This window comes from Roseiconus nitratireducens, assembly GCF_008629675.1.
Taxonomy (GTDB): domain Bacteria; phylum Planctomycetota; class Planctomycetia; order Pirellulales; family Pirellulaceae; genus Stieleria; species Stieleria nitratireducens.
Genome location: NZ_VWOX01000025.1, coordinates 32,078 through 44,138, shown reverse-complemented (window position 1 = coordinate 44,138; position 12,061 = coordinate 32,078). Strand labels below are relative to the sequence as shown.

Here is a 12,061-nt window from a genome sequence, read left to right as displayed (position 1 = left end):
GGTTGTCACCTCGAGCCCGATCGTTTCAGCCCAATCGGTCCGTCGCCACGTGATACTGCGGGTCTTCGGATAGGTTGACTTCGACCAGGTCACCCGCCTTATCCAGCAACCGTCGACACTCATCGCTCAAATGCGTCAGGTGCAGGCGTTTCCCCGCAGCCTCGTATTTCTCAGCCAACGCGTTGATCGCTTCCAGACCGGATTGGTCATACACGCGGGTGTAGTAGAAATCGATCACGACGTCTTCGGGATCCTTACGCACGTCGAACATCTCTTTGAAGCTGGTCGCGGAGGCGAAGAACAACGGGCCGTGCAATTGGTAGATCTTGCTGCCGTGCTCGTCGATTCGCGTGTCAGCGCCCATGTGCGTGGCGTGGTTCCAAGCGAAGACGCAGGCCGAAACAATCACGCCCAAGATCACGGCCGTCGCCAGGTCATGCATCACCACCGTGTAACCGGCGACCAGGACCATCACGGCAAAATCAGCCGGCGGGACGCGACGCACCATTTTCAGCGACGCCCATTCGAACGTCCCGATGACGACCATGAACATCACTCCGACCAGTGCGGCCATCGGAATCTGTTCGATCAGTGGAGCCAGGAACAAGATGAACATCAGCAGGCACACTGCCGCCGTGATCCCACTCAATCGACCACGGCCGCCTGAATTCACGTTGATCAAAGATTGACCGATCATCGCGCAGCCGCCCATGCCGCCGAATAGACCACACAGGACGTTCGCGACACCCTGGCCGACGCACTCCCGATTGCCGCGGCCGCGGGTCTCCGTGATTTCATCAATCAGCGTCAACGTCATCAGGGATTCGATCAGCCCCACGCCGGCGAGCGTCAGTGAGAACGGCAGGATGATCCACAGCGTTTCCCAATTCATTGGCGGCAAGCTGTACTGCAGGAAAAACAGTGTCGGCAACCCGCCGCTGATGGAGGAGTCCGCTTCGCTAACCGGAGGCTTTTCGCCCCGGTCGGTCCCGTCACGCAACACCGGTCCGACGATCGAGTCGTTGCGCATCGCGGTCAACGTGACTTCGGTGTCGGTTCCGTCGGACACGTGTTCGACGGCGACAAAATGCGGTGTCGCCGCTGACCCGGCCAGTTCGCTGTCGACCGACGCATGATTCTTTTCGGCGATCCGGCTTGCCACCGCGTTGGTCCGCAGCATGTCGCCGACGGTGGCGACCGCGTTGGGTGACAATTCGCCCGCGGGCAGCACACCACTGCGATTGATCGCGACCGACAGCAGCGTGACGGACAGGATTGCGACCAGGGAAGCCGGCAGAGCTCGCGTCAGTTTGGGGAGCAAGTAAATGATGCCCATGGTCAACGCCACCAAGCCCAGCATCACGTACAAACGGGGACCGGATAGGAAAACCAGACGACCGCTGGTCACGTCCAGTGTTTTGAAGCTGCCCAATTGTGCCATGCCGATCACAATTGCCAGGCCGTTGACGAATCCCAACATGACCGAGTGGGGCACCATCCGAATCAATTTCCCCAGGCGGGCAATCCCTACGGTGACCTGAATCAGACCGCACAGCATGACAGCGGGAAACAGGTATTCGATGCCGTGGAGAGCCACCAGGCCCACGACGACGACAGCCATCGCGCCGGTAGCGCCGGAGATCATTCCGGGGCGGCCGCCAACCGCGGCAGTGATCAATCCGATGAAGAACGCCGAATAGAGTCCGATCAGGGGAGAAACTCCGGCGACGAAGGCAAATGCGACTGCTTCGGGAACCAGCGCCAGGGCGACGGTCAAACCGGACAGCAAATCATCCTTGGCACTTGCGGTGCCCGCGCGAAAGAAATTCAGCATAAAATGGGTGGTCAAAGAATCGCGTACGTAGAAACAAGCTGCGGATCCTAGTTTCCGCACCCCTCCGGTCAATATCAGGTCACCCCACCACCCGCCGGCCCCCTGGATCGGTGCGCACCACAAATCGGTGCGAGGTGAGAATCAACCACCTTCGCGCCCGTTAGCACCAGCGATCGCCACGCAATTTGCCTGGACGGGCGGGATGACGCCGCAAAGAAAGAAACGCAAGAAAGGAAACATTTTTCGCTTGTTGAACCTCATCCGTTCCCCCCACGGTTGGACGTCACGAACGTCGCTGACCTTCGCCTCGTTCTTGATCGGTTTCATCGGAGTCTCCGCGGTCGGAGTGCCCACGGTCTTCGGTCCGAACCAGGCCCGCTGCGCCCAGCCGCCGTCGCCTGACCGCCAAACGGACGATGCGGCCACCGACGCCGTTGATCGTCTGCTGCAGATGCAGCGTTTCGACGATGCGATCTGGTTGTGCAAGCAGCTGCGAGACAACGGACCTCCGGAAGGTCGTGACAGTGCCCGCTGGACTGCCAGGCTTTCGGAAGTGCTGACCGAACAAGCCGCGATTGAAATCTTGCGTGTCAATCCTTCGGTCCTGATGACGCGGCTGGAGCCGGCGATCGAAGCCGCGTGCGCCCCGGTGGATCAACTGCTGTCGGCCTATCCCGAAGCCCAGTCAGCCAGTTTTTTGCAAGCCGCCAGGCTGTCTTGCCGGCAACGCCTGCTTCGTTCGGCAATACTCGCCGCTTCGGTTTCTCCGCTCAGCCCGGCCATGACCGACCAATTGCTGCAGCGGATCGCTCGCCTGCAACAAGACACGGCCCGACTGCAGGATCAGGTCGCGGGAACCTTGGCGGTCCTGCGATCCGGCGAGAATGCCGGCGGCACGCTGGTCGACGATGTCGTCCGGCTGAGCCAGGAATTGGCATTGCAGCGAATCTCCCTGGCGATCCTGCAAACCGAACTGTTTCCCGAAGGCAGTGACGACTACCGCACCGCGGCGGCCGAGGCGGCGCTGCTTGCCGAAAAGACGCTCCCGCAATTGCCCACGGAAACGCTCTCGCGTCAGACCGCCCAACGCTGGTGGGCCGACGCACGGTTGCGAAGTGGCAACTCGCAGGCGGCGGAGCAGATCATTCAGGAGCATCGTCGTTCCAATGTTTGGGATGCCGAGACGCCGCGATGGGACGCGCTGGAAGTCCGGCGACGGTTGGCCGACGACCAGGTTGCCGATGCGAAGCGATTGGTCGACACCTACTTCACCGGCGCAGGCAGCGGGGGCGGAGCAGCGCGGAGCACCGAAATGGATTTCGCGCGGCTTCGGGTCTTACTGGCCGAAGGCGCCGACTCGCGGCGGATCTCGTCCTGGTTGGACCAAATCGAACGTCGCGGCGGTCCGTTCGCCCGGCGACGCGCCGAGACGATTGCCTTGGCCCGCATGCGGCGCGACTCCGATGCCGCCGATCCGATCGCCCGGAATTCGAACCCGGGGAACGCGATGTCCGGAGTCGCTCCCGGACTGATCGCCGCCCAAGGCGAAGACTGGCTCCGACGAGGAGAACCGCTGCGGGCCGCGGCGTTGTTGAAGCAAGCGGCTTTGGCGGAAACGACGCCGGACAAGTCGATCGAGATGGCGACCAAAAGTGCGGCTGCGGCGGTTGCCGGTCAGGAGTTTTCTGCGGCCGTGGACGTTCTGCGGCAGGTGGCACAAAAGCACGCTCAAGAATCGGCGGCGCCTCAGTTGATGCTGCAAGCGGCGGTGCTGGTCAGCAAGTCTCCGGAAGCCTCCAAGAATCCGGCAGCCGGCTTGGAGCAATTGGAAGAACTGTTGACCGAGCTTTCACAGCGTTGGCCGGCGAGTGAGTCCGCGGTCCGCGGAAACCGTTGGCTAGGTGACTTGTTGGTTGCGGCGGGCCGACGCGAGGATGCCGCGACCGCGGCGCTCCAGCAACTGTTACTCGCAAACGATCCGGCGCAGCTCGATCGCGTCGCCGGACTTTGGTACGACTGGCTGTCCGACCTGGAAACCGCTCAGGCGACGGAGCCGTTGGACACCCTTTCGAATGCCCTGGAGGAAATTGCCGAAAGCAATCCGGAGTTTCGTTCGGCGGTGGACAGGCTATCGGTTTGGATGTTTGACCGGGGGCGGCTCAGCATCGAACCTGGTTTGACGATCGACCAGGACGCGACGGCGTCGGGGCCGCCCTTCCGATTGTTGGCTGATCTGCGCGCTTCTGAAGCCGCCGGGGACATTGGCGAGCAAGTCGAACGGTTGCGGGATGTGGTGCTTGACGACGGTTCGGCGATCGCACCGGAATGGTTGCAGCGTTTCAGTTGGCGGCTGTTTCGCGATGCGGCCTTGCAGCCAACCTTGCGGTCACAGCTCGGGCCTCTGCTGGCGGCATGGCCACAGCTGACCGAATGGCAACGGGCGCAGGCAAAGCTGTGGGAAGGTGTGGATGCGGATTCGATTGGGCGCGTCAAGGAAATCGCGCTGGATGGAAAAGATCCGCGGGAATCCTTGCGAAAAGCGATCGCACTGCTCGGAAACTCGGATTCGCAGGCCGCGTTGGAAGCTGCGTTGGAACTTTCCGATCGGCTGGCTGCCGGCGTCAAAATGGGAACGACGGATTGGCACCAGGCGAAGTTGCAGTCGATCGGAATGCTGCGCCGGTTGGGACGCGATGAGGAGGCACGCAAACGGGCGGCGTATATCTTATTGACGCGGCCGCCCGAAGACGACGCGTTGAAACAACGTTACCGAGACCGATAGCCGTCTCACGACAGCGTCCCGCCGTAGCCACGTTCGCCAGAACGTGGAAGGTGTACTGATTCTGCGCTTCGGTAGGTCATGCTGTGCATGACAGTACCAGCTTGCCTCCAGTCGCAAAGCGACGATAGCTCCCTGCAGTCGGCGCAAGCCGACGGAAACGGCTGCCCAAAAAAACTCAGCCACGAAGCGGCGAAAGCAATCCGATTCGCGAGAGGCGAGCCAATGCTCCCCTTGCTGCGCTCGACCTTCCTCGGAAAGAAGTTGAAAAAAACCGCACGCCCTGCAGCAGAAGGATGAAGCTGGTGTCATGCACAGCATGACCTACCGAGGTGAAGCTTGCTTTCGAGTGCGAACAAGATTCCGGCCCGGACTTAGCCGTCCAGAGACTTTCGCAACGCCTTCATGCCCCGGTGCAGCAGGCCGGCGACGGCGCCGGTGGACTTGCCCAATTCGTCGGCAACTTCCTTCAGCTTCATCCCTTCCAGGTAGTGCAAGCGAACGGCGTCGGCTTGGGGTTCGGGCAATTCGGCGATTGCTTGACTGATCCTCACGATGTTTTCGCCAAAGGCCACGTTTTGGCTGGGCGTCGGTCCATCGCCTGCCAGCAATCCCTCCAACCGCATCGAGGAAGCGGCCAGCTTTTGTTCCATCGACTGTTCACGGCGGATGTCCCGTTTGTCGCGGTGCAGATCACGATCCAAATGGCACAGATGGTGAGCAAGGATTTGTCGGAGCCATGCCAGCAACTCCGCTTCCGTGTTGCCGCGAAACCCGTCGAATCCTTGGACGGCCTGCAACATCGCTTGTTGGACCATGTCGGAGGCACCAATTTTGGCCTGGTAGGCGCGACGCATCCGGGTCCGAGCCAACATCCGCAGGTAGGGCTCGTACTGGGCGATGATTGCGGGGTCGCTCGCGTCGATCGGTTTCGACGACGCGGAGGAGTCGGATATTTCGGTCATTTTGGAGGAGGCGCCGGGAGACGGAAGGACTTCAGGAAAAGGCCGGAACAAGACGAGCGGGCGGCAACCCCTTCAATTTAGCCGGAAATTTCCTGGCAAACCACGCGCCGACTCAATTCGCAAGATCGGGTAAAACAGGGGTCGCGAGGGCGTTACCCGTCTGCAATCCGGACGCCGCGCATCACTCACCACGGATGAAAATCGATGGCGCGAGAAGCAGTTTACCAGCAATCCAATCCGCAACCCCCGGGCGACCTGCCACCGGGCGACCTGCCACCGGGGAGCGATTCCGGGGACGGGTTCTCCGGCGGAGACTCCGCCGGTGAACGCGATGTCCAACTGCGGCCACGACGCCTGGATGAAATGGTCGGCCAGCGCGACGTGATCGAACGGTTGAAGATCGCGATTGACGCGGCCCGCGGTCGGGACGAACCGTTGGGGCACATCCTGTTTGACGGTCCGCCGGGGCTTGGCAAAACGACCTTTGCGACCGTCATCCCCGCGGAGATGGGGACCACGGTCCAAATGGCCAACGGCGCCGGTTTGTCGGCGCCCAAAGACCTGCTGCCCTACCTGACCAACGTGTCCGAAAAGTCCGTGTTGTTCATTGACGAGATCCACCGGGTGCCCAAGAGCGTTGAAGAGTACCTGTACACGGCGATGGAGGACTTTCGGATCGACATCGTGCTGGGTGAGGGCGTGAACGCGCGGACGTTGAATTTCGAACTGCAACCATTCACCCTGATCGGTGCGACGACGCGCGCCGGGATGCTCAGCGCGCCATTGCGAGACCGTTTTCAAATCCGCGAGCATCTCGGCTGGTACAGCAAGGACCAACTTCGGGAACTGGTGCAGCGCAACGCCAGGAAGCTGACGATCAAGATCGACGAGGCGGCAGCGGGCGAAATCGCGAAACGCAGTCGCAGCACGCCGCGGTTGGCCAACAACCGGCTGCACTGGGTGCGTGACTACGCCCAGATCAAAGCAAAAGGTGACGTCACCCTGGGCGTCGCTCGCGACTCGTTGGACATGATCGGGATCGATTCGCTGGGACTGGACAAGCAGGACCGGAATTACTTGGACACCCTGATTCGAGTCTTTGCCGGCGGCCCGAGCGGGCTGGAAGCGATCGCCCATACCATGAACGTCAGCAGTGACACCTTGGAAGACGAAGTGGAACCGTTTTTGTTGCGGAGCGAATTGATCGTCCGCACGCGCCGAGGACGCATGGCAACGGCCAAAGCCTTTGAACACCTGAAGCTGCCACTGCAACCCTAGCCTGACCGTCTTTGGATCCGCTTTCCGGGTCGGATTGGTGTTTCGGGAGCGGAGCGACTCCAGTCGCAAAGCGACGACAGCGCCCTGCCGTCGGCGCGAGCCGACGGAACCGGTCGCCGAAAACACCACCAGTCGCAAAGCGGCGACAGCAACTCCGCCCCAGCGAGAAGCAAAGCGATCGCACCCTTGCTGCGTTCACCCCTCTATGACTCGGGAGATCTAACTCCCGCCAATTCACCTCCTGTTACCCTTTCCCTGCAATTGCCTTTTCCGTGCTGAAGACAGAACGTGCCGCGATCATCCTGGAACGCCTCAACGAGCTCTACCCGGATCCTCCGATCCCGTTGGATCACACCGACGATTTCACCTTGCTCGTTGCCGTGGTGTTGAGTGCGCAGTGCACCGACAAGAAGGTGAATGAAGTCACGCCGGAGCTTTTCCGCGTGGCGGGCACGCCGGAGAAAATGGCGGCGTTGGGCAAAGACAAGGTGCTGGACATCATTCGCCCCTTGGGGCTCTCCAAACAAAAGGCGAAGAACCTGGTGCTGTTGTCCAAACAGCTGCTTGCCGAACATCACGGCCAGGTGCCTCAGACCTTTTCCGAATTGGAAGCGTTGCCCGGGGTCGGTCACAAGACCGCGAGCGTGGTGATGGCACAAGCGTTCGGCAAACCTGCCTTCCCGGTCGACACGCACATCCATCGTCTGGCCCAGCGATGGGGGCTGACCAACGGCAAGAGCGTGACGCAAACCGAGGCGGACTTGAAAAAGCTGTTTCCGCGTGACACTTGGATTCGGTTGCACCTGCAGATCATTCTGTACGGACGCGAGCACTGCACCGCCCGGGGCTGTGACGGAACCAAGTGCGAACTGTGCCGGACGCTGTACCCCAACCGCAAAAAACCGTTTCAAGCAAAAAAGCCCTGATCACAACGTCGCCTTTCGCTCCGCGAAAGTTGCGTCACGCAAGGCACGCCCTACCTGATCTCGCGAAGCGGTGGCGTCACCGGCAAAGCGCTAGCCGCCGGTCTCCGGGAACCGGCGGACTAGTCAGCGGCAAGGCGCTAGCCGCCGGTCTGTGGAACTTCAGCCGCCGGTCTGTAGAACTTCAAGTCAAGCGTCACGTCTGCCAAGTCCAATTGGCGATCACCTTTCTTTCGCGCACACCCAACGACGACGATTTGAAGTATCAGTTCCATTCGTAATCGCCTTCTAAGGGCGGCGGTCCGGCGAAATTCCGTTTCGCTTTCGGCCCCCCGGTTTGCGAACGAGGCCGCTTCGGCGAAACTGCTGGAACCGCTTCCCCCGCATTTTTGCCCCAAAGACGCAGCGTTCATCATGTCCATCGCATCGAATTGGGAATCCGTCCAGTCCAAGCTCGCCCAGGCCGGATCGCCCGACATCGTCGTGCGGTTGTTCAAACGGCACTACGAAAACCTGTGCAGCGGCGACGAGTCGTACCTGCGTGAGAGCGAGATCGAACCGGCGAAGGATGTCACCGACGCGGAGCAACTGGACGAATCCCTTGCTCAAGTTGGCAAAGACCATCTCAGCTCCGTCGCCGTGCTGAAGTTGAACGGCGGGTTGGGCACCAGCATGGGGCTGGCGGGACCGAAATCGTTGTTGCCGGTGCGGGGGGACGACACGTTTTTGGATTTGATTCTCCGCCAAGCGAACCAGCTTTCGGTTCCGTTGGTGTTGATGAACAGTTTTTCGACGCAGGAGCAGACCGACCAGGCGATCCAGGCTAGCGGACAGGACTCGGTGGAGGTGCTGACGTTTCTGCAGCACCAAGTCCCCAAAATCGATGCCCAAACAATGCTACCGGTCGAGTGGTCAGCCGATCCGGATTTGCAATGGTGCCCGCCGGGGCACGGGGACATCTACGCGGCATTGGTCACCAGCGGAACGCTGGAGCGTTTGCTCTCTCAAGGCCGTCGTTACGTGTTCGTGTCCAACGCGGACAACCTGGGGGCCACATTGGACCTGTCGATCCTGGGCCACTTCGTCAAAAGCGGCAAATCCTTTTTGATGGAAGTCGCCGACCGGACGGCGGCCGATCGCAAAGGCGGACACTTGGCGCGTTCCAAAAGCGGCGGATTGCTGTTGCGTGAAAAGGCCCAGTGTCACCCCGAGGAAGAACAGCAGTTTCAGGACGTGACGCGCTACCGCTACTTCAACACCAACAACTTGTGGTTGGACTTGCAAGCCATTTCGGAGTTCATGGATGCCAACGACGGTGTGATTTCATTGCCGACGATCACCAACCGCAAGACGGTCGATCCGAAGGATTCCGATTCCACGCCGGTGTACCAGTTGGAGACCGCGATGGGGGCGGCGATCGAAGCGTTGCCCAACACCGATGCGATCCGTGTTCCCCGGTCGCGGTTCGCGCCGGTCAAGACGACGGGAGACCTGTTGGCGGTTCGTTCCGACGCCTACGAAGTCCGCCAGGACGCGTCGGTGGGATTGATCGCCGAGCGAGAATCGGTGCCACCGACGGTGAAGCTGGACGACCGGTACTTCAAGAAGATCGCCGATCTGGAAGCCCGGGTGGAAGCGGCACCTTCGCTGCGGCAGTGTGACAGTTTGACGGTGACGGGGAATTTAAAGTTAGCTTCGGGGATCGCCTGCGTCGGTGACGTGACGTTCACCGGTGACGACTCGGAGGACGCGGCCCCGCGGACGGTCCCCGCCGGCACGTACGAGGGGGAAAACCCGTTTTAAATTGGCATCGTTCAGGAAAGTGTCAAGCCGGCCGAAGGAAGCGACCGAACAAGCACAATCCGAGAGAAACCGGGCGAACCTGACCGAGCCGCGACGAGTCTCAATCAGCCCTTGCAGCACGCGTCGCCACTGCTACACTGTCCGATCTCACCCAAGCACCCCTAGCTCAACTGGATAGAGCATCGGTCTACGGAACCGAAGGTTAGAGGTTCGAATCCTCTGGGGTGTACTTACTTAAAGCCTTTCAAGCAAAGCCTTTAGCTTCAAAAGCTCCTCAGCATTCAGCTCGGGAGCTTTTTCTTTTCGACCCACTAATCGACCCACTAATGCATCCGTAGGTGCTTCAGCGGTCATCTTTTGACGTACTTCGCTGGCGGCAGCCTGAGCCGACCGCGTCGCGCCGTAGTACTTCTCGGTGGTGGCAAAGTCTGCGTGCCGCATCACGACCTTGAGCGTCTCTGCTGATACCCCTGCGTTGATGAGACGCTGGGCACAGCCGCGACGAATGTCGTGAGCACTGGCGTCCTTTACCCGCGTACTGGTTCGTTCATCCTCTGTCCGAACCACCACACCCGCTTCCTCGCCGATTAAAGCGATGATGCGGCCCACTCGGTCTTTGGTCAGTCGCTGTGATCGTGGCGTCACAACACTTCCCGTGCCTCGTTCGGAACGACTCCTGGCTTCGGCAATCGCCTCTGCTGGAATCGAGCCGGTGGACACTTTGAATTCACGGCTCCGCCGGATTTTCATTCTCTTAAGCCAATTGCGAACCGTCGTCTCGGTCACGCCGCACGCGGCGGCGATCTCAAGGTTGCTGTATCGCTTGGCCCACGCCCGCAAGTCATCACGGCACGGCTGAAACCAGACAGCGACACCCTTAACCTGACAATGCAAGGGTGAAGGATCGACAATCCAGCCCGTTCGCTGGCCCTCGGGAACTTGGCTCAAGAATTCGTCCAGCTCGGGAAGCATGGGGATTTCTTGAACCTTACCGTTCTTCTGAGAAGAGGGAACCGTGATGGTAGGAAACACTCCTGACTGTTTCGGCCAGACCGGTCGAATATGCCGTTCATCTTCCCAGTGAAAATCCATCAGGTCACCGACACGGAATCCGCTAAACCAAACAACTCGCAATGCAAATTGCCAAGCCGCTGTTTCATCCTTACCGACGACTTTGTGGGTCACGGCAAGCATGCGATCAAACTCCTCCCCAGTGATGGGGCGACCTTTCATCACGTCGTCGACGCTTAGTCGTTCAACATCGGGCACCCGGTCGATCCATTCCCGCTTGGCGTAAAAGCGAACAAACGCCATCACGCTAGCAGTCATGCTGTTGACCGTATTGGGAGAACGCGAGTCATAGCGACATTCGTCTCCGGCCAACAATCGCTCTTGCAGGTACTCGACCATTTCCAGCGTCATCACGTCTTTTACAAGAAGCTTTCCGTTACCACCCCGATCATCGAAGTAGCCCTGAAAGATCCGTTCGGCAATTCCCAATCGCGACCGAGAATGCTTGAAGGTGTCTTTCTTGGTTCGCGAGGTGCGAAAGTGACGGTACTTTTGGTAACACCACTCCCAAGACTTCTCGTCTGTTTCACAATTTGGCCCCGATGAAATCGCCGCGTCAGCCACGGTCGGCCGCGACTGTTCATCGAGCGCGGTTATCGCTCCGCCAGACCGAACGTAACTGCCATCAAGCAATCGCCTGCTGCATTCACGCATCACGCTGCGAGCTTCTCTGCGGTCACGAGTACCGCAGCTTCGACGAATCCGCTTGCCACGGATCGGACAATAAAACTGCAAGACGTATCCCGTTGTATCCCTCTCGGTGAGAGGACGATTGGGATAGACCTGCACGTTGCCAAGTTCCGGTTTTCTGGGCATGGCGTTCTCCTTTCGCTAATTTTCAAAGATCAATGGGTTCTCCTTTCTTTTCTGCGTTCCGATTGAGATGCTCGATGAGAGCTTGCCCGGTCACCCAACGCGAGTGACCAACAATGGTGTAGGGCAGTCCATCGTCCAATAGCTTATCTCAGAACTTCTGAGAAATCCCTAGACGTTGGAGCACCATTTGTTTGCTGTATGCTTCGTGGGCATGGATCACGCCCGAAGTGATGTGAGGCATTGCGAGAATCCAGGCAAGAAATGAGGAAGTGGAATGAGATGCCGTGGGAATCGTGGCAGATGACCACGGCATCGGTTGGGCAGAAAACAAGTAACTCAGTTAGCTTTCTTTCGTCGCCTCAGTAGCACTCGCGTCGGATTCATTCGTCTCGGCCTGCTGACCCTGTGACTGCACCCGCACAACCGTTGCCAAACACTTCCAGCAAAGAAGTGCATTCGTAAGAATGCGGTCCTGGAAACTGCTCTTCACCACTTCCTTCTCGCGTTGGCACCACACGCAGGAGCCTTTCTTTTGCCAACCATGTATGACGACCTTCATCGTTATCACTCTCTTTTTTAATGGATAGAATGT

At 59.6% G+C, this 12,061-nt stretch carries 8 protein-coding genes and 1 tRNA gene; 5 read left to right on the top strand and 4 right to left on the bottom strand.

The window, feature by feature from the left end:
- Positions 1–25: 25 nt before the first annotated feature.
- Positions 26–1,834, bottom strand: a complete 1,809-nt coding sequence (locus FYK55_RS26410) for a SulP family inorganic anion transporter (protein WP_150079651.1) — start codon at positions 1,832–1,834, stop codon at positions 26–28.
- Positions 1,835–2,036: 202 nt separating this feature from the next.
- Between FYK55_RS26410 and FYK55_RS26405 the strand changes: the two genes are divergently transcribed.
- On the top strand, positions 2,037–4,616 hold the full coding sequence (locus FYK55_RS26405) for a hypothetical protein (protein WP_150079639.1): 2,580 nt from the start codon (positions 2,037–2,039) through the stop codon (positions 4,614–4,616).
- Positions 4,617–4,987: 371 nt separating this feature from the next.
- Here FYK55_RS26405 and FYK55_RS26400 read toward each other — a convergent pair whose 3' ends face one another.
- Positions 4,988–5,578, bottom strand: coding sequence for a sigma-70 family RNA polymerase sigma factor (locus FYK55_RS26400; RefSeq protein ID WP_150079638.1), 591 nt, complete (start codon positions 5,576–5,578; stop codon positions 4,988–4,990).
- A gap of 204 nt (positions 5,579–5,782) precedes the next feature.
- Here FYK55_RS26400 and ruvB point away from each other — a divergent pair, with 204 nt between their 5' ends.
- Positions 5,783–6,856 carry a Holliday junction branch migration DNA helicase RuvB gene (gene ruvB / locus FYK55_RS26395; protein WP_150079637.1) on the top strand — a complete coding sequence of 358 codons (1,074 nt, stop codon included), beginning with the start codon at positions 5,783–5,785 and terminating at the stop codon, positions 6,854–6,856.
- Positions 6,857–7,128: 272 nt separating this feature from the next.
- The gene (gene nth, locus FYK55_RS26390) at positions 7,129–7,782 is read left to right on the top strand and encodes an endonuclease III (RefSeq protein ID WP_150079636.1); all 654 of its coding nucleotides are present in this window, start codon (positions 7,129–7,131) and stop codon (positions 7,780–7,782) included.
- A gap of 137 nt (positions 7,783–7,919) precedes the next feature.
- Here nth and FYK55_RS30010 read toward each other — a convergent pair whose 3' ends face one another.
- Positions 7,920–8,054 (bottom strand): hypothetical protein, encoded by a 135-nt coding sequence (locus FYK55_RS30010; RefSeq protein ID WP_261344970.1) that lies wholly within the window; start codon positions 8,052–8,054, stop codon positions 7,920–7,922.
- Between the two features lie 139 nt (positions 8,055–8,193).
- Between FYK55_RS30010 and FYK55_RS26385 the strand changes: the two genes are divergently transcribed.
- Both FYK55_RS26385 and FYK55_RS26380 read left to right on the top strand, forming a co-directional pair.
- Positions 8,194–9,582 (top strand): UTP--glucose-1-phosphate uridylyltransferase, encoded by a 1,389-nt coding sequence (locus tag FYK55_RS26385; RefSeq protein ID WP_150079635.1) that lies wholly within the window; start codon positions 8,194–8,196, stop codon positions 9,580–9,582.
- Between the two features lie 155 nt (positions 9,583–9,737).
- Positions 9,738–9,811 (top strand) — tRNA-Arg (locus FYK55_RS26380).
- A 5-nt stretch (positions 9,812–9,816) separates the two neighbouring features.
- On the opposite strand, the gene FYK55_RS26375 is transcribed toward FYK55_RS26380, so the two are convergent.
- Complete coding sequence (locus FYK55_RS26375; RefSeq protein ID WP_161604767.1) at positions 9,817–11,442, bottom strand: tyrosine-type recombinase/integrase; 1,626 nt, start codon at positions 11,440–11,442, stop codon at positions 9,817–9,819.
- Between the last annotated feature and the right edge of the window lie 619 nt (positions 11,443–12,061).

Excerpts from the sequence above, each read along its gene's own strand:
- FYK55_RS26410 (WP_150079651.1), bottom strand. The coding sequence starts at position 1,834 with ATGCTGAATTTCTTTCGCGCGGGCACCGCAAGTGCCAAGGATGATTTG.
- FYK55_RS26405 (WP_150079639.1), top strand. The coding sequence starts at position 2,037 with ATGACGCCGCAAAGAAAGAAACGCAAGAAAGGAAACATTTTTCGCTTG.
- FYK55_RS26400 (WP_150079638.1), bottom strand. The coding sequence starts at position 5,578 with ATGACCGAAATATCCGACTCCTCCGCGTCGTCGAAACCGATCGACGCG.
- ruvB (WP_150079637.1), top strand. The coding sequence starts at position 5,783 with ATGGCGCGAGAAGCAGTTTACCAGCAATCCAATCCGCAACCCCCGGGC.
- FYK55_RS30010 (WP_261344970.1), bottom strand. The coding sequence starts at position 8,054 with ATGGAACTGATACTTCAAATCGTCGTCGTTGGGTGTGCGCGAAAGAAA.
- FYK55_RS26385 (WP_150079635.1), top strand. The coding sequence starts at position 8,194 with ATGTCCATCGCATCGAATTGGGAATCCGTCCAGTCCAAGCTCGCCCAG.